Origin of the sequence: Streptomyces sp. MB09-01 (genome assembly GCF_033794505.1) — a bacterium.
Taxonomy (GTDB): domain Bacteria; phylum Actinomycetota; class Actinomycetes; order Streptomycetales; family Streptomycetaceae; genus Streptomyces.
The window spans coordinates 10270-28717 of sequence record NZ_JARAYQ010000010.1 but is presented as its reverse complement, the minus strand read 5'-3'; the positions used below and the strand labels follow the sequence as shown (position 1 = coordinate 28717).

General features: G+C 72.4%; 20 protein-coding genes. 16 read left to right on the top strand and 4 right to left on the bottom strand.

The window, feature by feature from the left end; all coding sequences use genetic code 11:
* Positions 1–59: 59 nt before the first annotated feature.
* Positions 60–1028 (top strand): GlxA family transcriptional regulator, encoded by a 969-nt coding sequence (locus PV721_RS03765; RefSeq protein WP_319721336.1) that lies wholly within the window; start codon positions 60–62, stop codon positions 1026–1028.
* 120 nt (positions 1029–1148) lie between these two features.
* Positions 1149–1778: a DJ-1/PfpI family protein gene (locus PV721_RS03760; RefSeq protein ID WP_319721335.1), complete on the top strand. Its 630-nt coding sequence runs from the start codon at positions 1149–1151 to the stop codon at positions 1776–1778.
* A gap of 38 nt (positions 1779–1816) precedes the next feature.
* On the opposite strand, the gene PV721_RS03755 is transcribed toward PV721_RS03760, so the two are convergent.
* The gene (locus tag PV721_RS03755; RefSeq protein ID WP_319721334.1) at positions 1817–2569 is read right to left on the bottom strand and encodes an enoyl-CoA hydratase/isomerase family protein; all 753 of its coding nucleotides are present in this window, start codon (positions 2567–2569) and stop codon (positions 1817–1819) included.
* 197 nt (positions 2570–2766) lie between these two features.
* Here PV721_RS03755 and PV721_RS03750 point away from each other — a divergent pair, with 197 nt between their 5' ends.
* Both PV721_RS03750 and PV721_RS03745 read left to right on the top strand, forming a co-directional pair.
* Positions 2767–3054, top strand: coding sequence for a hypothetical protein (locus tag PV721_RS03750; protein ID WP_416371017.1), 288 nt, complete (start codon positions 2767–2769; stop codon positions 3052–3054).
* A gap of 130 nt (positions 3055–3184) precedes the next feature.
* Positions 3185–3679 (top strand): ATP-binding protein, encoded by a 495-nt coding sequence (locus tag PV721_RS03745; RefSeq protein WP_416371019.1) that lies wholly within the window; start codon positions 3185–3187, stop codon positions 3677–3679.
* A gap of 103 nt (positions 3680–3782) precedes the next feature.
* Here the strand turns inward: PV721_RS03745 and idi are convergent, their stop codons facing one another.
* From idi to PV721_RS03730, 3 genes are all read right to left on the bottom strand, one after another.
* On the bottom strand, positions 3783–4382 hold the full coding sequence (gene idi / locus PV721_RS03740; RefSeq protein WP_319721332.1) for an isopentenyl-diphosphate Delta-isomerase: 600 nt from the start codon (positions 4380–4382) through the stop codon (positions 3783–3785).
* 161 nt (positions 4383–4543) lie between these two features.
* Positions 4544–5851 (bottom strand): bifunctional class I SAM-dependent methyltransferase/N-acetyltransferase, encoded by a 1308-nt coding sequence (locus PV721_RS03735; RefSeq protein ID WP_319721331.1) that lies wholly within the window; start codon positions 5849–5851, stop codon positions 4544–4546.
* A 414-nt stretch (positions 5852–6265) separates the two neighbouring features.
* The gene (locus tag PV721_RS03730; RefSeq protein WP_319721330.1) at positions 6266–6409 is read right to left on the bottom strand and encodes a hypothetical protein; all 144 of its coding nucleotides are present in this window, start codon (positions 6407–6409) and stop codon (positions 6266–6268) included.
* Here PV721_RS03730 and PV721_RS03725 point away from each other — a divergent pair.
* From PV721_RS03725 to PV721_RS03670, 12 genes are all read left to right on the top strand, one after another.
* Entirely contained in the window at positions 6404–8020 is a 1617-nt protein-coding gene (locus PV721_RS03725) for a DUF5941 domain-containing protein (RefSeq protein WP_319721329.1), read from the top strand. The two genes, PV721_RS03730 and PV721_RS03725, sit on opposite strands and share 6 nt — an antisense overlap.
* A complete protein-coding gene (locus PV721_RS03720; protein ID WP_319721328.1) occupies positions 8017–8769 on the top strand; it encodes a phosphocholine cytidylyltransferase family protein in 753 nt (250 codons plus the stop codon). The genes PV721_RS03725 and PV721_RS03720 overlap by 4 nt, the downstream gene beginning before the upstream one ends.
* Positions 8757–9818 (top strand): iron-containing alcohol dehydrogenase family protein, encoded by a 1062-nt coding sequence (locus PV721_RS03715; protein WP_319721327.1) that lies wholly within the window; start codon positions 8757–8759, stop codon positions 9816–9818. The genes PV721_RS03720 and PV721_RS03715 overlap by 13 nt, the downstream gene beginning before the upstream one ends.
* Positions 9796–10575: a CDP-alcohol phosphatidyltransferase family protein gene (locus PV721_RS03710; RefSeq protein ID WP_319721326.1), complete on the top strand. Its 780-nt coding sequence runs from the start codon at positions 9796–9798 to the stop codon at positions 10573–10575. Before PV721_RS03715 ends, PV721_RS03710 begins: the two co-directional genes overlap by 23 nt.
* Before the next feature lie 8 nt (positions 10576–10583).
* On the top strand, positions 10584–11456 hold the full coding sequence (locus PV721_RS03705) for a glycosyltransferase family 2 protein (protein WP_319721378.1): 873 nt from the start codon (positions 10584–10586) through the stop codon (positions 11454–11456).
* Positions 11457–11550: 94 nt separating this feature from the next.
* Positions 11551–12480, top strand: coding sequence for an ABC transporter permease (locus tag PV721_RS03700; protein ID WP_319721325.1), 930 nt, complete (start codon positions 11551–11553; stop codon positions 12478–12480).
* Positions 12473–13255: an ABC transporter ATP-binding protein gene (locus tag PV721_RS03695; RefSeq protein ID WP_319721324.1), complete on the top strand. Its 783-nt coding sequence runs from the start codon at positions 12473–12475 to the stop codon at positions 13253–13255. The genes PV721_RS03700 and PV721_RS03695 overlap by 8 nt, the downstream gene beginning before the upstream one ends.
* A gap of 382 nt (positions 13256–13637) precedes the next feature.
* Positions 13638–14540: a squalene synthase HpnC gene (gene hpnC, locus PV721_RS03690; RefSeq protein ID WP_416371018.1), complete on the top strand. Its 903-nt coding sequence runs from the start codon at positions 13638–13640 to the stop codon at positions 14538–14540.
* Positions 14541–14584: 44 nt separating this feature from the next.
* Positions 14585–15505 carry a presqualene diphosphate synthase HpnD gene (hpnD, locus tag PV721_RS03685; RefSeq protein ID WP_319721322.1) on the top strand — a complete coding sequence of 307 codons (921 nt, stop codon included), beginning with the start codon at positions 14585–14587 and terminating at the stop codon, positions 15503–15505.
* Positions 15505–15876 (top strand): hypothetical protein, encoded by a 372-nt coding sequence (locus PV721_RS03680; RefSeq protein WP_319721321.1) that lies wholly within the window; start codon positions 15505–15507, stop codon positions 15874–15876. The genes hpnD and PV721_RS03680 overlap by 1 nt, the downstream gene beginning before the upstream one ends.
* Positions 15873–17252 carry a hydroxysqualene dehydroxylase HpnE gene (gene hpnE, locus PV721_RS03675; RefSeq protein ID WP_319721320.1) on the top strand — a complete coding sequence of 460 codons (1380 nt, stop codon included), beginning with the start codon at positions 15873–15875 and terminating at the stop codon, positions 17250–17252. The genes PV721_RS03680 and hpnE overlap by 4 nt, the downstream gene beginning before the upstream one ends.
* Positions 17249–18424: a polyprenyl synthetase family protein gene (locus tag PV721_RS03670; RefSeq protein ID WP_319721319.1), complete on the top strand. Its 1176-nt coding sequence runs from the start codon at positions 17249–17251 to the stop codon at positions 18422–18424. The genes hpnE and PV721_RS03670 overlap by 4 nt, the downstream gene beginning before the upstream one ends.
* Positions 18425–18448: the final 24 nt, after the last annotated feature.

Below are 18448 nucleotides of genomic sequence, written 5' to 3'. Positions count from 1 at the left end.
CCGAATAGGTGGGAAGCGCGTCATTGCAGCCATCGGGGCCCGCGTCACACCATGGGGTCATGTCGTTGCGAAACGTGCTCGTCGTCCTCTACGACGGGGTGCAGAGCCTGGACGTGACCGGGCCGGTGGAGGTGTTCGCCGCCGTGGCCGGGTTCCCAGGGCTGCCCGGGTACACGATCGGCACGGTGTCGCCGGGAGGTGCGCCGGTCCGTACGAGCAGCGGGCTGACCCTGGTGCCGGACGGAGACCTGGAGGGCGCCCGGCCGGGCGCCGGGACCACCCTGCTGGTCCCCGGGGGCCGGTTCACGGGCGACTTCGAGCCGCGGCTCACCGACTGGCTGCGCGCTCACGGGGGTGGGGCGGAGCGGTTGGTGTCCGTGTGCACCGGCGGACTGCTGCTGGCCGAGGCCGGACTGCTGGACGGGCGACGGGCGACGACGCACTGGTACGTGTGCGAGCAGATGGCGCGCGACTACCCGGCCGTGGCGGTGGAGCCCGACCCCATCTACGTGCGGGACGGACCGGTGGCCACCTCGGCGGGGGTCACGGCCGGGATCGACCTCGCGCTCGCCCTGGTGGAGGAGGACCACGGGAAGGACGTCGCGCTGACGATCGCCCGGCATCTGGTGGTGTTCCTGCACAGGCCGGGCAACCAGGCGCAGTTCAGCGCCCAGCTGGCGGCCCAGACGGCCCGGCGGGAGCCACTGCGGGACGTGCAGCAGTGGATCACCGAACACCCGGACGGAGACCTCAGCGTCGAGGCGCTCGCCGCACGGGCCCGCCTCTCCCCGCGCCACTTCGCCAGGGCCTTCCGGACGGAGACGGGGGTGACCCCGGGGCGGTACGTGGAACGGGTGCGGGTGGAGCACGCCCGGCGCCTGCTGGAGGAGGGCTCCTCGGGCATCGCCCAGGTCGCCCGCGCCTGCGGGTACGGAACGCCGGAGGCACTGCGCCGGGCCTTCGTGAAGACGCTGGGCCAGCCCCCGACCGAGTACCGCCGCCGCTTCGGCGCACCCCGGGCCCCTTAGCCGGCACCGGGACAGACAGACACCCGGACCGACCGACAGACAGAGAGACCGACGGTCCCGACGGACAGCCGGACCAGTCAGCCAGAGAACGCATCACCCATCCAGAGCTCCGGAGGAGCCATGCAGATCGCCGTACTGCTCTACGACCGCTTCACCGCCCTCGACGCCATCGGGCCCTTCGACACGCTCGGGCGGCTGCCCGGCGCCGAGGTCGTGTTCGTGTCCGAGCGCCCCGGGCCCGTGCGGACGGACAACGGGTCGCTCGCGCTCGTCGCCGACAAGGCGCTCGGCGAGGTGACCCGGCCCGACATCGTCATCGTGCCCGGCGGGCCGCACCCCGAGGTGGAGATGGAGAACCCCGCCGTACTGGAGTGGCTGAAGACCGTCGACGCCACCAGCACGTGGACCACGTCCGTGTGCACCGGATCGCTGCTGCTCGCCGCCGCCGGGCTGCTCGACGGGAGGCGGGCGGCCGGCCACTGGCTGTTCCTCGACCAGCTGCCGCGGTTCGGGGCCGAGCCCACCGGGGAGCGGGTGGTCTTCGACGGGAAGTACGTCACCGCGGCCGGGGTGTCCTCCGGGATCGACATGGGCCTCACCCTGCTCGGCAGGATCGCGGGGGAGGAGGTCGCCCAGACCGTCCAGCTGATGACCGAGTACGACCCGCAGCCGCCCTACGACGCCGGTTCGCCGGAGAAGGCGCCCGCCGAGCTCGTCGCCCGGCTGCGGGCGCACAGCCCGCTGGTGTAGCCCGGGGCGTCAGCGGCGCAGGTCAGGGCCCCGCCGCCTCACGGCGTCCAGGTGAAGCGGGGGGCCCGGCGCTCCAGGAACGCGGCGACGCCCTCCGCGGCGTCGTCGCTGACCGCCGCCCGGGCGTCCCAGTGCCCGTCCCGGTCCGTCCGGCCGTCCGCGAACTCCTTGGCCGCCGCCTGCGTCAGCTGCGAGCGCGAGGCCAGGATCCGGGTGAACTCGGCGACCCGCTTGTCCAGCTGCCCGGCCGGCAGCAGCTCGTTCAGGAACCCGGCGCGCAGCGCCTGGTCCGCGCCGATCAACTCCGCAGAGAAGAGGAGGTACTTGGCCCAGGCCGGGCCGACCAGGGAGGCCAGCCTGCGGGTCGAGGAGGCCGGGTAGACGATGCCGAGCTTCGCCGGGGTCACCCCGAAGGAGGCGCCCTCCTCCGCGAAGCGCAGGTCGCAGGCCGCCGCCAGCTGGCTCCCGCCGCCGACGCAGAACCCGCGGATGGCCGCCAGCGTCGGCTTGGGGAAGGCGGCCAGGGCCTCCTCCGCCGTCACGGCGAGGGCCCTCGGGTCCTCGTCCCCGGTCAGCGAGGAGATGTCGGCGCCCGCGCAGAAGGTCGGTCCGGCCCCGGTCAGGACGAGTGCCCGTACCGCCGGGTCGCCCGCCAGCCCCGTCAGCAGCTCCGGGAGCGCCCGCCACATCGAGGCGGTCATGGCGTTGCGCTTGGCGGGGTGCGAGACGACGACGGTGGCGACCCCGTCGGCGACCGTGTGCAGGAGGGTGGCGTCGAGGTCTGCGTCCATGCGGCGGATGCTATCCCGGGCGGCCGAACCTGTGATCGGGGGAGTCCGTCCGGGGGTGCGAGGAGATGGCGCGTCCGTGGGCACGGACCGTGCAGACCGTACCGGGGCCGAGGCGGGGGGCCGGGAGCCGCAGCGGCAGAAGAAGGAGCTCAGCCGCAGTTACGGGCTGCTGGCCCTGGCTGGTCGGAGCGCTGGTGGTGCGCGGAGCGCACTTCGGGCTCGCTCTTCCAGGGCGCCTCGGGGTCCTGCTGGGGATCCTGATCCTCTCCGACCGGCCCGGCAACAGTCTGTACGTGATCGGAACCTTCTTCTCCCTCGCCCTCCTGTTCGACGGCCTGAGCCTGATCGCCCTGGGCGCGGGGGCCCGGCGCATCCTGGGCTTGGTCAGGGAAGACGAGGAGCCGCGGGAGGCGGCCGCGGCGGACGGGGCCCGCGAGTCGGCCGCGAAGCGCCCAGCGGAAGATCAGGAACAGTCGAACAACTGACTCTGTCATACGCCAGTGGTCAGAATGTGTCCGATTGACGCTGACTTCTGGTCAGCAGTCGGGTCCGGACCAGCCCGTTCCCCACTCTTGACGCGTGGAGACGATCGAGCGTGAAGACGGGGGACGGAAGATGGATGTCAGCGGGAGCGTCCCGCCAGCCAAGGAGGGGGAGCCGGAGGCTCCGGCCGACCCCCTCGCGTACGAGGGCGTGTGGAGGTTCACGGCGCCCGCCGTAGAAGAATCCGTTCCGCAGGCCCGCCGGGCGGTCCGGGACCTGCTCGGGCGCCAGGGGGTGCCGGCCCATCAGGACCTCGTGTACTCCCTGCTCCTGATCGTCTCCGAACTGGTGACGAACTCGGTCCGGCACGCCGCCCTGCTCTCGCCGGAGGTCGCGGTCGAGGTCGCGATCGGCCGCGAGTGGGTGCGGGTGGCGGTCGAGGACAACCACCCGTACCGGCCCAAGGCGCTGGAGGCCGACTTCGGCCAGACCGGCGGCCGGGGCCTGCTCCTCGTACGGGAGGTCACGCGGGAGGCCGGCGGGGTCTGCGACGTCGAGCACACCTCGACCGGCGGCAAGGTCATCTGGGCGGCCCTGCCGCTCACCGCCCCGCCGGCGGCCGGCTGAGCGGCGGACGGCGCAGCGGCGGACGAGCGGGACGGCGTACGGGCAGGACCCGGGAGACAGGACGGCGTACGGGCAGGACTCCGGAGAACAGGACGGCGTCCGGCTACCAGCCGGCAGCGTCGCCGGTCAGCTCGCGGATCGCGGGCCGCGCCGCGTCCAGCACGGTCATGAACCAGGCCGAGAACGGCACTTCGGCATGCCGCTCGGCCAGCTCCTCGGCGGTGACGAAGGCGGTGGCTTCGACCTCCTCCGGATCGGGCCGCACGACCGCCTGCGCGAGTCCCACGAACAGGTGATTGAACTCCTGCTCCACCAGACCCGACGCGGGGTCCGGATGGTTGTAGCGCACCGTCCCCGCCTGCGCGAGCAGCGAGGGCGACAGCCCCAGCTCCTCGTGGGTCCGCCGGGCCGCCGCTGCGAACGGCGACTCCCCGGGATAGGGGTGACCGCAACAGGTGTTCGACCAGACGCCGGGGGAGTGGTATTTCCCGAGGGCCCGCTGCTGGAGCAGCAGACGGCCCTGCTCGTCGAAGAGGAACACCGAGAACGCCCGGTGCAGCTGCCCGGGCGCCTGGTGGGCGGAGAGCTTCTCCGCCGTGCCGATGGTGTTGCCGGACTCGTCGACCAGTTCGAGCATGATCGGTTCTTGAGTACCGGTGCCGTTGGACGCGCTGTTCGCGGCGGTGGCTGGTGTGGTCGGCATACCCATCCTTCGCTTCGGACTTCGGCCTTCAGTCTGCCGTACAAAAGAGGCTTGTCCCCACTTCGGAGATCCGCGCATGTCCGCCCCCCGTCCCGTGCTAGGCGACGAGGGGCGGATCACATCGGTCCTGCGCGGTCCTGCGCGACGGCCTTGCGCGCGCGTCAGATTCCGAAGGGGGCCGGATACTCGATCATGCCCGCGGGCACCGGCACGGAAGCGTCGAGCACCAGCGCCATCATCACCTCGTCCGGGACCTCGAAGGGCGCCCGGATCCCGAAGCGCGACGCCGGTGTGAAACCGAAGCGCGGGTAGTACTCCGGGTGCCCGAGCACGAGGACCAGTGACTCCCCGCGCTCCGCGGCCGCCGCGAGCAGGGCCCGGACGACCGCGCTGCCCGCGCCCGAGCGCTGGAACGCGGGCGCGACGGCCACCGGGGCGAGCGCGAGCGCCCGTTCCCCGCCGACCCGGCACGCGGTGAGCAGCGCGTGCGCCGCCACCGATCCGTCCGGGGCCTCGGCCACGTACGACAGCCCGGGCAGCCAGGCCGCGTCCGTGCGCAGCGCGTCCACGAGGTCCGCCTCCAGCGGGGTCTCGAACGCCGCGAGGTTGACCTCCCGTACCGCGGCCGCGTCGGCCGCGGTCTCCGGGCGGGCGGGCCAGGCGTCGCCCGCACCGGCGGTCACCGGGCTCAGGACGTATCCCGTGTACCCGTACTCGTGCCCGTGCCGGGCCCGTACGTCGAGCTCCTCGCGGCTCGCGGCCAGGGCCGCGGCCATCGCGGGGGAGGCGGCGCCGGAAAGGGTGCGGACCCGCTCGGCGAGCGGTTCGTAGTACTCGGCCCAGTCGGAATCGGGCAGGTGGTGCACGCCGAGCACCCGGTACCCGGCGGCCTGGGCGGCCGCGAGGTTGCCGGCGGTGGTGCGCAGCGCGTAGTGCGGGTCCCAGAAGGCGCGGGCGCCCGCGGACGGCTCGGGCACCGTCCACTGGCACTCGGTCAGGACGAGGGTGCCGCCCGGGGCGAGCAGCCGCTTCCACCGCGCGAGCGCGGCGTCGAAGCCGAGGATGTAGGCGGAGCCCTCCGCCCATACGAGGTCGAAGGAGCCGTCCGCGAAGCCGTCGGAGTCCCCGGCGTGAAGTGCGCCCATGTCCGCCTCGACGGTGCGGACGCGGCCGGCGAGCCCGCGGGCCGCGGCGGCCGTGCGGAGCTCTTCGAGGAAGGGGGCGTGCAGGTCGACGGCGGTCACCTCGGCGCCGGCGCCGCCGCCCGCCTCGGCGGCGAGCAGCAGGGCGCTGCGGCCCGGACCACAGCCCAGGTCGAGGACGCGCGGCCGCTCGGGCAGCGGTCCGCACAGGGACAGCAGGTGGCGGGTGGTCGCGTCGGAGCCCGGGGCCTGCCGGGGCAGGCCGTGGTGCAGGGCGAAGAAGGCCTCGGTGAAGGCGTGGTCGGTGAAGGTGTTGTTGTCGGTCAACGTGAACCCTTGGAACGGGGGCTCCGGCCGACGAGGCCCAGCTGTGTGATCAGGCCCGGCCGGATGCCCGGAGGAAACGGGAAGTGGGGATGTACCGGAGTTCGCTGCGCACGGCCGCGACCACTACGACGGTCATCAACCCACCTCTTTCCACTCGACACGTTCAGGGGCGTGCCCACCGTAACATCCGGGCCGTTTGTGGTACCGCGCCGTGATCACCGATGATGATCGCGACCCGGCCCGGGGCCGCGATATTCGGCTGATCGGGGCGTGAACGGGTGATGAACCCCTGCTTCCATTCATCCGATAGCCTCTGCCGACGTGCCGCCGCCCCCGAGGCGCCCGTCCGGAATCCGTTACAAGGAGTGAGTTCGTCTGCCGACCGTCATCCTCACCGGCCTGCCGGTCCCCGGATCACCGCTCGCGGACGAGCTGCGCTCCCTCGGCTTCGAGGTCCGCCCCGCCACCGGCGCCGAGGACGCCGCCGCCGCCCTGGCCGCCGTACCCGCCGACCAGCGGGTGGCCGTCGTGGACAGCGCCTTCGTCGGGCACGTGCACGCACTGCGCCTCGCGCTGACCGATCCGCGCTTCGACGCCTGCGCCGTCACCGGCGCACTCGCCGTCCAGCCCGGAGCCCGCGACGCCCTCGACAAGGCCGCCGTCGCGACCGGAGCGGACGCCGACGGCACCGCCCCGTACGCGGACCGGCTCGCCGCCGCGGTCGAGGCCGCCGGGACCTCCGTCCAGCGCCCCGAACTGGGCACCCTCGTCGCGACGGTCCCCGCCGGCCCGGCGGAACGGGACGCGGCGACCGCCGCCGTCGCCGCCGTCGACGAGGAGGCCGTGCGCCTGCGGACCGCGGTGAAGTCCCGCGACGGCTTCTTCACCACCTTCTTCATCAGCCCGTACTCGCGCTACATCGCCCGCTGGTGCGCGCGCCGCGGCCTGACCCCGAACCAGGTCACGACCGCCTCGCTGATCACCGCGCTGATCGCGGCCGGCTGCGCCGCCACGGGCGAGCGCTGGGGCTACGTGGCGGCCGGCGTGCTGCTCCTCGTCTCCTTCGTACTGGACTGCACCGACGGGCAGCTCGCCCGCTACTCGCTCCAGTACTCGACGATGGGCGCCTGGCTCGACGCCACCTTCGACCGCGCGAAGGAGTACTCCTTCTACGCGGGCCTCGCGCTCGGCGCAGCCAAGAACGGCGACGACGTCTGGGCCCTGGCCACCGGCGCCATGATCCTCATGACCTGCCGGCACGTCGTGGACTTCTCCTTCAACGAGGCCAACCACGACGCCACCGCCAACACGAGTCCCACGGCGGCGCTCTCCGACAAGCTCGACAGCGTCGGCTGGACCGTGTGGGTCCGGCGGATGATCATCCTGCCGATCGGCGAGCGCTGGGCGATGATCGCGGTCCTGACCGCCCTCACCACCCCCCGCACCGTCTTCTACGCCCTGCTCGTCGGCTGCGCCTTCGGCGCGCTCTACACCACCGCCGGCCGGGTCCTGCGCTCCCTGACCCGCAAGGCCACCCGCACCGACCGTGCGGCCCAGGCCCTCGCGGACCTCGCCGACTCCGGGCCGCTCGCCGAGCTCCAGGCCCGGCTGCTGCGCGGCCGCGCCGGGTCCTTCGGGTCCGTGTTCGTGGCGGCCCTGGGCGCGGCGCTGATGATCGGGGCGGCCCTGTGGCTGCCGTTCGGCGACCCGCGGCTGATCGCCGCCGCGGTGATCTACGTCATGGCGTCGGGGCTGGCCGTCGCCGCACCGCTCAAGGGCGCCCTGGACTGGCTGATCCCGCCCCTGTTCCGGGCCGCCGAGTACGTCACCGTCCTCGTGCTGGCCGCCAAGGCGAACGTCCCCGGAGCCCTTCCGGCGGCATTCGGCCTGATCGCGGCGGTCGCCTACCATCACTACGACACGGTGTACCGCATCCGCGGCGGCACCGGCGCGCCCCCGCACTGGCTGGTGCGGACGATCGGCGGCCACGAAGGCCGGGTCCTGCTGCTCACGGTCCTGGCGGCCGTCCTCGCCTCGCGCGCAGCGGACTTCCCCGTCGCGCTCACGGTCACGGCCGTGTTCGTGGCACTCGTGGTGCTCGTGGAGAGCATCCGATTCTGGGTCTCCTCCGGAGCACCCGCCGTACATGACGAAGGAGAACCAGCATGATCGGCCTTGTACTCGCTGCCGGTGCCGGACGCCGTCTGCGTCCCTACACCGACACCCTGCCCAAGGCGCTCGTGCCGGTCGGCCCCGAGGGTGACGAGGAGAGCCTGACGGTTCTCGACCTGACGCTGGGCAACTTCGCCGAGGTCGGCCTGACCGAGGTCGCCATCGTCGTCGGCTACCGCAAGGAAGCCGTGTACGCCCGCCGGGAGGCCCTGGAGGCCAAGTACGGCGTCAAGATCACGCTGATCGACAACGACAAGGCCGAGGAGTGGAACAACGCCTACTCCCTGTGGTGCGCGCGTGACGTCCTCAAGCAGGGTGTGATCCTCGCCAACGGCGACACCGTCCACCCGGTCTCCGTCGAGAGGACCCTGCTCGCCGCCCGCGGCAACGGCCAGAAGATCATCCTCGCCCTCGACACGGTCAAGAACCTGGCCGACGAGGAGATGAAGGTCGTCACCGCCGATGGGAAGGGAGTCCAGAAGATCACCAAGCTGATGGAGCCCTCCGACGCCACCGGCGAGTACATCGGTGTCACCCTCATCGAGCCCGAGGCCGCCGAGCAGCTCGCCGAGGCCCTGAAGACCACCTTCGAGCGCGACCCCGACCTCTACTACGAGGACGGCTACCAGCAGCTCGTCAACGACGGCTTCACCATCGACGTGGCCCCCATCGGCGACGTCAAGTGGGTCGAGATCGACAACCACGACGACCTCGCCAAGGGCCGGACGATCGCATGCCAGTACTGACGAGGCTCATCCCCTCGCCCGTCGTCGTCGACATCAGTCGCGGGGCGATGGACGACCTGGCCGGCCTCCTGGCCGACCAGCGGATCTCCGCCTCCGGCAAGCTGGCCATCGCGATCAGCGGAGGCTCCGGCGTGGCGCTGCGCGCCAAGCTGGAGCCCGTACTGCCGCACGCCGACTGGTACGCGGTCGTCGACGGCACCATCGACTCCGCGGTCAAGCTGGCCGACGACATAAAGGGCCGCCGCTACGACGCCGTCGTGGGCCTGGGCGGCGGCAAGATCATCGACGTGGCGAAGTACGCCGCGGCGCGGGTCGGCCTGCCCATGGTGGCCGTCGCCACCAACCTCTCGCACGACGGCATCTGCTCGCCGGTGTCCATCCTGGACAACGACAACGGCCGCGGTTCCTACGGCGTCCCGACCCCCATCGCCATGGTCATCGACCTCGATGTGATCAAGGAAGCCCCGGTGCGGTTCATCCGCGCCGGCATCGGCGACGCGATCTCCAACATCTCGGCGATCGCCGACTGGGAGCTCTCGCACGAGATCACCGGCGAGCCCGTCGACGGCCTGGCCGCCGCCATGGCCCGTACCGCCGGCGAGTCCGTGCTGCGCCACCCCGGCGGCTGCGGCGACGACGAGTTCCTCACCGTGCTCTCCGAGGCGCTGGTCCTCTCCGGCATCGCCATGTCGATCAGCGGGGACTCCCGCCCGTCGTCCGGCGCCTGCCACGAGATCAGCCACGCCTTCGACCTGCTCTACCCGGGGCGCTCCGCGCTCCACGGCGAGCAGGTCGGCATCGGCGCCGCCTTCGCGATGCACCTGCGCGGGGCCGCCGAGCAGTCCGGCCTCTTCACCGAGGTGCTGCGCCGGCACGGCCTGCCGGTGGCGCCCGAGGAGATCGGATTCAGCGTCGACGAGTTCGTCACGGCCGTCGAGTACGCCCCCCAGACCCGCCCGGGACGATTCACGATCCTGGAGCACCTCAACCTGTCCGCAGCCGAGATCAGGGACGCTTACGCCGACTATGCCAAGACCATCCGTAGCTGAACTCCGGCCCGTCGTGCACCCGGCGGGCGTCAAGGACCGGGTCAGCGGCGAGCACTGGGGCGGGCGCCTCTACATGCGCGAGATCTCCCTGCGCATCACCCGCCTCCTGGTCACCACCAAGGTCACGCCGAACCAGCTGACCTACGTGATGACCCTCGCCGGCGTCCTCGCCCTTCCGGCCCTGCTGGTGCCCGGCATCCTGGGCGCCGTCCTCGGCGTGGTCGCGGTCCAGCTCTACCTGCTGCTCGACTGCGTCGACGGAGAGGTCGCGCGCTGGAAGAAGCAGTTCTCGCTCTCCGGGGTGTACCTCGACCGCGTCGGCGCCTACCTGTGCGACGCGGCCGTCCTCGTGGGCTTCGGCCTGCGCGCCGCGGACCTGTGGGGCCCCGGGCGGATTGACTGGCTCTGGGCCTTCCTGGGCACCCTCGCGGCGCTCGGCGCGATCCTGATCAAGGCCGAGACCGACCTGGTCGGCGTCGCCCGCCACCAGGCCGGCAAGCCGGTGGTCAAGGACGCGGCGGCCGAGCCGCGCTCGTCCGGCATGGCGCTCGCCCGCCGGGCCGCCGCCGCGCTCAAGTTCCACCGCCTGGTCCTCGGCATCGAGGCCTCGCTGCTCATCCTGGTGCTGGCCGTCCTGGACCAGATGCGCGGCGACCTGTACTGGTCCCGCGTCGGTGTGGCCGTCCTGGCCGGCATCGCGGTGCTGCAGACCGTGCTGCACCTGGTGTCGATCCTGGCCTCCAGCAGGCTCAAGTGACCGCCCCGATGCGGCTGGGCGCCGTGATCATCACCATGGGCAACCGGCCCGACGAGCTCAAGGCGCTCCTCGACTCGGTGGCCCGCCAGCAGGGCGACCCCGTCGAGGTGGTCGTCGTGGGCCAGGGCGTCGAGGTCACCGGCCTGCCCGAGGGTGTGCGAAGTGTCACGCTGCCCGAGAACCTGGGCATCCCCGGCGGCCGCAACGTCGGCATCGAGGCCTTCGGCCCCGGCGGCGGCGAGGTGGACGCGCTGCTCTTCCTGGACGACGACGGGCTGCTGGAGCGCACCGACACCGCCGAGCTGTGCCGCCAGGCCTTCGCCGAGGACCCCGGGCTCGGGATCATCAGCTTCCGGATCGCCGATCCGGACACCGGCGAGACCCAGCGCCGGCACGTGCCGCGGCTGCGTGCCTCGGACCCGATGCGCTCCTCCCGCGTGACCACCTTCCTGGGCGGCGCCAACGCCGTCCGCACGAAGGTGTTCGAGCAGGTCGGAGGGTTGCCGGGGGAGTTCTTCTACGCCCACGAGGAGACCGATCTGGCCTGGCGGGCGCTCGACGCCGGGTGGCTGATCGACTACCGGGCGGACATGGTCCTGCTGCATCCGACCACCGCCCCCTCCCGGCACGCGGTCTACCACCGTATGGTGGCTCGTAACCGGGTGTGGCTCGCCCGCCGCAACCTGCCCGCTCCGCTGGTCCCGGTCTACCTGGGCGTCTGGCTCCTGCTGACGCTCGTACGCAGGCCCTCGGCACCGGCGCTCAAGGCCTGGTTCGGCGGATTCCGGGAGGGATGGACCACTCCCTGCGGACCCCGCCGCCCCATGAGATGGCGTACGGTCTGGCGGTTGACCCGGCTGGGCCGACCGCCTGTCATCTGACCAGCCCGCGTCTGGGAACATGGCGCGATCACGGGCCTCGCGCCACCAGCCTGATGCCCACCTGGCCGCATCTTGAAGACGAAAGTTTCAACTTGTGAGTGACACAACCCACGACGGCGCCCTCGCCACGAGCAAGCCGCCGTCCGAAGACGCGGGGCTCAGCTCCGCGGAGCTCGCCAGGAAGTACGGCCTCTCCGTCAGCGGCGCCCGGCCCCGCCTGGGCGAGTACGTACGGCAGCTCTGGGGCCGCCGCCACTTCATCATGGCCTTCTCCCGGGCCAAGCTGGTCGCGCAGTACAGCCAGGCGAAGCTCGGCCAGGTCTGGCAGGTGGCGACCCCACTGCTGAACGCGGTCGTCTACTGGCTGATCTTCGGCGTGATCCTCGGCGCGGGCCGGGAGATGCCCAAGGACGTCTACATCCCGTTCCTGGTGATCGGCATCTTCGTCTTCACCTTCACCCAGAGCTCGCTGATGGCGGGCGTCCGGGCGATCTCCGGGAACCTCGGGCTGGTGCGGGCGCTGCACTTCCCCCGAGCCTCCCTGCCGGTGTCCTTCTCCCTGCAGCAGCTCCAGCAGCTGCTGTACTCGATGATCGTCGTCTTCGTGATCGCCATCAGCTTCGGCAACTACCCGCGGCTCTCCTGGCTGCTGGTGATCCCGACGCTGGTGCTGCAGTTCGTCTTCAACACCGGCCTCGCCATGATCTTCGCGCGGATGGGGTCCAAGACCCCCGACCTGGCGCAGCTGATGCCGTTCGTGATGCGCACCTGGATGTACGCCTCCGGGGTCATGTTCCCGATCGGGATCTACCTCAAGGAGCAGCCGCAGTGGATCAGCGACGTGCTGCTGTGGAACCCGGTGGCGATCTACATGGACCTCATCCGGTTCGCGCTGATCGACGACTACGGTTCGAGCAACCTGCCCCCGCACGTGTGGCTCTTCGCCGTGGGCTGGGCCGTGGTGATCGGCCTCGGCGGCTTCGTGTACTTCTGGAAGTCTGAGGAGCGTTACGGCCGTGGCTGACAACACCCAGGGGCGCGTCCCCACCGTGATCGCGGACGGCGTCCACATCGTCTACCGAGTCAACACCGGCAGCGCCGGCAAGGGCGCGGCCACTGCCGCGCTCAGCAAGATAATCCGCCGGAAGAAGGGCGACGCCCCTGGCGTCCGGCGGGTCCACGCCGTGCGCGGGGTCTCCTTCACGGCGTACCGCGGCGAGGCCATCGGCCTCATCGGCTCCAACGGCTCAGGCAAGTCGACCCTGCTGCGCGCCATCGCGGGCCTGCTTCCCTGCGAGGAGGGCAAGGTCTACACCGACGGCCAGCCCTCGCTGCTGGGTGTCAACGCGGCCCTGATGAACGACCTCACCGGCGAGCGGAACATCGTTCTCGGCGGTCTCGCGATGGGCATGAGCCGCGAGCAGATCAAGCAGCGCTACCAGAGCATCGTCGACTTCTCGGGCATCAACGAGAAGGGCGACTTCATCTCCCTGCCGATGCGCACCTATTCCTCCGGCATGGCGGCGCGCCTGCGCTTCTCCATCGCGGCGGCCAAGGACCACGACGTCCTGATGATCGACGAGGCCCTGGCCACCGGCGACCGCAGCTTCCAGGTGCGTTCGGAGAACCGCATCCGCGAACTGCGGGAGAAGGCCGGCACGGTCTTCCTCGTCAGCCACAACAACAAGTCCATCCGCGACACCTGCGACCGGGTGCTCTGGCTGGAGAAGGGCGAGCTCCTGATGGACGGCCCGACGGAGGAAGTCGTCTCGGCATACGAGAAGGCCACCAACGGCTGACCTCCGGGTCGCGCGGCGCTCTTCGCGGCGCTTCTCCGCTTCACCCGAAGGCCCCCGCCGCTCAGCGCGCCGGGGGCCTTAGGCGTGCTGTCGCATTCCGCGGCGACATTCGACGCCGGAGCGAATACCCGAGAGGCCTCCGCGACGTTCTACAGCGTAAGCTGAAGCGGTCCTGAATCGCGGCAAGAGGGGACGATTCCCCGCAGGTGAACGGCCCTGGGGCAGCCCCGGGGAAACCCCCGGCGGCGTGTCCGAAATAGGATGTATTGGGTCGGCAGTGTAGAACGGGAGATGTGACGGCAATGGCTACGGGAATTCTCCGGCCCCCACGCACGACGGCCGTCCCCGCCCCGGGCGGCGGCCGGTGACCGCGGCGCACGGCATCCGACCCCTGTCCGACACGGTCCACGTGAGCGCCACCCTCGACAAGGCATCGGCGGAGAACTTCCCCGTCGCCCCCGCCTTCCTTCCCCGCGCCTGGCGCGACGGGCTGACGGCCGTCTACGGGTACGCCCGCCTCGTCGACGACATCGGCGACGGCGACCTCGCCCCCGGCGGGCGCGACGCCGTGCTCCTCGGCCTCGAACCGGACGCGGCCGACGACCGGCTCGCGATGCTCGACGCCTTTGAGGCCGACCTGCGCCGTGTCTTCAACGGTTCCCCCAGGCACCCCCTGCTGCTCGCCCTGCAGCCCGTGGTCCGCGCCCACGGCCTCACCCCCGAGCCCTTCCTCGGGCTCATCGAGGCCAACCGCCAGGACCAGCGGGTCACGCGCTACGAGACCTACGGGGACCTGGTCGGCTACTGCGAGCTCTCCGCGAACCCGGTCGGGCGCCTCGTGCTCTCCCTCACCGGCACCAGCACGCCCGAACGCATCCGCCGCTCCGACGCCGTCTGCACCGCCCTGCAGATCGTCGAGCACATCCAGGACGTCGCCGAGGACCTCGGCAACGACCGGATCTACCTGCCCGCCGAGGACATGCGGCGCTTCCACGTGAGCGAGGCCGATCTCGCGGCCCCGACCGCCGGCGCGTCCGTACGCGCCCTGGTCGCATTCGAAACTGAGCGCGCACGCGAGCTGCTGAATGAAGGCGCCCCGCTCGTGGGTAGCGTGCACGGCAGACTCCGGCTGCTGCTCGCGGGCTTCGTGGGAGGAGGGCGCGCAGCCCTGCGGGCCGTCACGGCCGCCGGCTTCGACGTACTCCCCGGCCCACCCAAGCCCACCAAGAGCGGCCTGCTCCGCGAGGTTGCCGCCGTCCTGCGCACAGCGCCGAGAAAGGGGTGAGCCCGACCGTGGAGGGCCCCACACATGCGTCCGCACCGGCTGCGATGTCCGCACCGATCGCGGCGGCCTACGGCTACTGCGAGGCCGTCACCGGTTCACAGGCGCGCAATTTCGCGTACGGCATCCGGCTGCTGCCCACCGACAAGCGGCAGGCGATGTCCGCGCTGTACGCCTTTTCCCGGCGCGTCGACGACATCGGCGACGGCACGCTGGCGCCCGAGGCCAAGCTGGCCCGGCTGGAGGAGACGCGCGCCGTGCTCGGGCGGATCCTGGCCGAGGAGATCGACGAGGACGACACCGACCCGGTTGCCGTCGCCCTCGCGCACGCCGCCCGCCGCTTCCCGATCCCGCTCGGCGGCCTCGACGAGCTCATCGACGGCGTCCTGATGGACGTCCGCGGCGAGACCTACGAGACCTGGGACGACCTCAAGGCCTACTGCCGCTGCGTGGCCGGAGCCATCGGCCGGCTCTCCCTCGGCGTGTTCGGCACCACCGCGGCCGCGGCCGACTCCGGGCGCGCCGCCGAGTACGCCGACACCCTGGGCCTCGCCCTGCAACTCACCAACATCCTCCGCGACGTTCGCGAGGATGCGGGCAACGGACGCACCTACCTGCCCGCCGAGGACCTCGCCAAGTTCGGCTGCTCGGAAGGCTTCCACGGCGACCGGGCGCCCGCCGGCTCCGACTTCGCCGGGCTGGTCCACCACGAAGTCCGGCGGGCCCGCGCCCTGTTCGTCGAGGGCTACCGGTTGTTGCCGATGCTCGACCGGCGCAGCGGCGCCTGCGTGGCCGCCATGGCCGGCATCTACCGCCGTCTCCTCGACCGCATCGAGCGGGAGCCGGAGGCGGTGCTGCGGGGCCGCGTCTCGCTGCCGCCGCACGAGAAGGCGTACGTCGCCGTCCGCGGCCTGTCCGGCCTCGACGCGCGCACCATCTCCCGCCAGAGCACGCGGAGGCGGCCCTGATGGCCTCGATCACCCTGCCCCCGGGGACCGCTCCGGGAGCGGTCCCGGCATGCGCGACCGCCGCACCGCACCGGGCCGCGCGAGCCCACAGCACGGGTGCGTCCGTCACCCCCCGCCGCGCGGGCACGTCCGGCGCCCTGGTGACCGTCCCGGAGGCCCGCGCGGCGGGCGCCGCCGCGCTGCGCCCGAGCCTGCGCCCGGCGGGTCGTCCCGGCCGGGACGGAACCCGGGCAACCACCACGGCGGCGGGCGCGTCTCTTCCGGCGGACTCCGGCCGTGCCGGGCGGGCCGCCGCACACGGGGCGGCCTCGCCCGCCCAGGACCGACCGGCCGGCCCGGAGGGCGACCGCACCACGGGGGAGGGCGCATGACCGGCACCGACCACCACGCCGTCGTCGTGGGCGGCGGCCTCGCCGGGGTCACCACCGCCCTCGAACTCGCCGACGCCGGGCTCCGCGTGACCCTGCTGGAAGGCCGCCCCCGGCTCGGCGGACTCGCCTTCTCCTTCAAGCGCGGCGACCTCGACGTCGACAACGGCCAGCACGTCTACCTGCGCTGCTGCACCGCCTACCGGTGGTTCCTCGACCGCGTCGACGGGGCCGCCCTCGCCCCCCTCCAGGACCGGCTCGACGTACCCGTCCTCGACGTGGCCCACCCCGGCGGCCCGCGCCTGGGACGGCTGCGCCGCAGCGCCCTGCCCGTGCCCCTCCACCTGGCCGGGTCGCTGGCCCGCTACCCGCACCTGTCCCTCGCCGAGCGCGCGAGCGTCGGCCGCGCCGCCCTCGCGCTGCGCCGCCTCGACCCCGCCGACCCGGCCCTGGACGGCCTGGACTTCGCGACCTGGCTCGGCCGCTACGGCCAGAGCCCGCGCGCCATCGAGGCCCTGTGGGACCTCGTCGGCATCGCCACCCTCAACGCGACCGCCGCCCAGTCCTCGCTGGGTCTGGCCGCCATGGTCTTCAAGACCGGCCTGCTCTCCGAGAACGGCGCCGCCGACATCGGCTGGGCCCACGTACCGCTGGGCGACCTGCACGACGGGCTCGCCCGCAAGGCCCTCGACGCGGCCGGCGTGCGGACCGAACTGCGCACCCGGGTCACGGGCATCTCCCGTACCGCCGAAGGGAACTGGCGGGTCGACACCGAGGAGGAGTCCCTCGATGCCGGGACCGTCGTCCTCGCCGTCCCGCAGCGCGAGGCGCACGGACTGCTGCCGGCCGGCGCCCTCGCCGACCCCGACAAGCTCCTCGACATCGGCACCGCGCCCATCCTCAACGTGCACGTCGTCTACGAGCGCAAGGTGCTCAAGCAGCCCTTCTTCGCCGCACTCGGCTCGCCGGTGCAGTGGGTCTTCGACCGCACCGAGTCCTCCGGACTCCCCGACGGCGGCCAGTACCTGGCGCTCTCCCAGTCCGCCGCCCAGGACGACATCGACGAGCCCGTCTCGGTCCTGCGCGCCAAGTACCTGCCCGAGCTGGAGCGGCTGCTCCCCGCCGCGCGGGGCGCCAAGGTACGGGACTTCTTCGTCACCCGGGAGCGGACCGCCACCTTCGCCCCCACCCCCGGGGTCGGCCGGCTGCGCCCCGGGGCGCACACCGACACGCCGGGGCTCTACCTCGCCGGTGCGTGGACTGCCACCGGTTGGCCCGCGACCATGGAGGGCGCCGTCCGGAGCGGAATGAGCGCGGCGCACGCCGCACTCGCCGCGCTCGGCCGCCACCGCGACCACCCTCTGCAGGAGGCGGCATGACGAGCACCACGAGCACGACGAGCACGACCAGCAACACCGGCACAGCACGTACAGGAACAAGAGGAGAGCCAGTGAACCCGGGGAATCCGGCCGTGGAGAACACGGATGCCAGTGTGGGCACGGCCGGAAGGGGCGCGGAGAAGGCGGACACGATCGCCCTCCTGGAGCGCGGCCGCACACTGTCGACCCCCGTGCTCCGCGCCGCCGTGGACCGGCTCGCCGCGCCCATGGACACCGTCGCCGCCTACCACTTCGGCTGGATCGACGCCCAGGGCAACCCGGCGGACGGCGACGGCGGCAAGGCCGTGCGCCCCGCCCTCGCGCTGCTGTCCGCCGAAGCCGCGGGCGCCGCGGCCGAGGTCGGCATCCCCGGAGCCGTCGCCGTCGAGCTCGTGCACAACTTCTCGCTGCTGCACGACGACCTGATGGACGGCGACGAGCAGCGCCGCCACCGCGACACGGTGTGGAAGGTGCACGGGCCGGCCCTCGCGATCCTGGTCGGCGACGCCCTCTTCGCCCTCGCCAACGAGGTGCTGCTGGAGCTCGGCACCGTCGAGGCCGGCCGGGCGACCCGCCGGCTGACCACCGCCAGCCGCAAGCTCATCGACGGCCAGGCACAGGACATCTCCTACGAGCACCGCGAGACCGTCAGCGTCGAGGAATGCCTCGAGATGGAGGGCAACAAGACCGGCGCGCTCCTCGCCTGCGCGGTCTCCATCGGCGCGGTGCTCGGCGGCGCGGACGACCGTACGGCCGACAAGCTGGAGGAGTACGGCTACCACTTGGGCCTCGCCTTCCAGGCCGTCGACGACCTGCTCGGCATCTGGGGCGACCCGGAGGCCACCGGCAAGCAGACCTGGAGCGACCTGCGCCAGCGCAAGAAGTCCCTGCCGGTGGTCGCCGCCCTCGCGGCCGGCGGGCCGGCCTCCGAGCAGCTCGCCGAACTGCTCGCCGCGGACGCCAAGGCCAGCGACTTCGAGAACTTCTCGGAGGAGGAGTTCGCGGCGCGCGCGGCGCTCATCGAGGAGGCCGGCGGCCGCCAGTGGACCGCCGACGAGGCACGCCGCCAGCACGCCGTCGCGATCCGGGCCCTCGATGACGTCGACATGCCGCAGCGGGTGCGCGAACAGCTCGTGGACCTCGCCGACTTCGTCGTCGTGCGCAAGAGGTGATCGCCACCCGACAGCGGATATGAA

Coding starts and splice junctions, on each gene's coding strand:
- PV721_RS03765 (WP_319721336.1), top strand. CDS start 60: ATGTCGTTGCGAAACGTGCTCGTCGTCCTCTACGACGGGGTGCAGAGC.
- PV721_RS03760 (WP_319721335.1), top strand. CDS start 1,149: ATGCAGATCGCCGTACTGCTCTACGACCGCTTCACCGCCCTCGACGCC.
- PV721_RS03755 (WP_319721334.1), bottom strand. CDS start 2,569: ATGGACGCAGACCTCGACGCCACCCTCCTGCACACGGTCGCCGACGGG.
- PV721_RS03745 (WP_416371019.1), top strand. CDS start 3,185: ATGGATGTCAGCGGGAGCGTCCCGCCAGCCAAGGAGGGGGAGCCGGAG.
- idi (WP_319721332.1), bottom strand. CDS start 4,382: ATGCCGACCACACCAGCCACCGCCGCGAACAGCGCGTCCAACGGCACC.
- PV721_RS03720 (WP_319721328.1), top strand. CDS start 8,017: ATGATCGGCCTTGTACTCGCTGCCGGTGCCGGACGCCGTCTGCGTCCC.
- PV721_RS03715 (WP_319721327.1), top strand. CDS start 8,757: ATGCCAGTACTGACGAGGCTCATCCCCTCGCCCGTCGTCGTCGACATC.
- PV721_RS03710 (WP_319721326.1), top strand. CDS start 9,796: ATGCCAAGACCATCCGTAGCTGAACTCCGGCCCGTCGTGCACCCGGCG.
- PV721_RS03705 (WP_319721378.1), top strand. CDS start 10,584: ATGCGGCTGGGCGCCGTGATCATCACCATGGGCAACCGGCCCGACGAG.
- hpnD (WP_319721322.1), top strand. CDS start 14,585: ATGTCCGCACCGATCGCGGCGGCCTACGGCTACTGCGAGGCCGTCACC.
- PV721_RS03680 (WP_319721321.1), top strand. CDS start 15,505: ATGGCCTCGATCACCCTGCCCCCGGGGACCGCTCCGGGAGCGGTCCCG.
- hpnE (WP_319721320.1), top strand. CDS start 15,873: ATGACCGGCACCGACCACCACGCCGTCGTCGTGGGCGGCGGCCTCGCC.
- PV721_RS03670 (WP_319721319.1), top strand. CDS start 17,249: ATGACGAGCACCACGAGCACGACGAGCACGACCAGCAACACCGGCACA.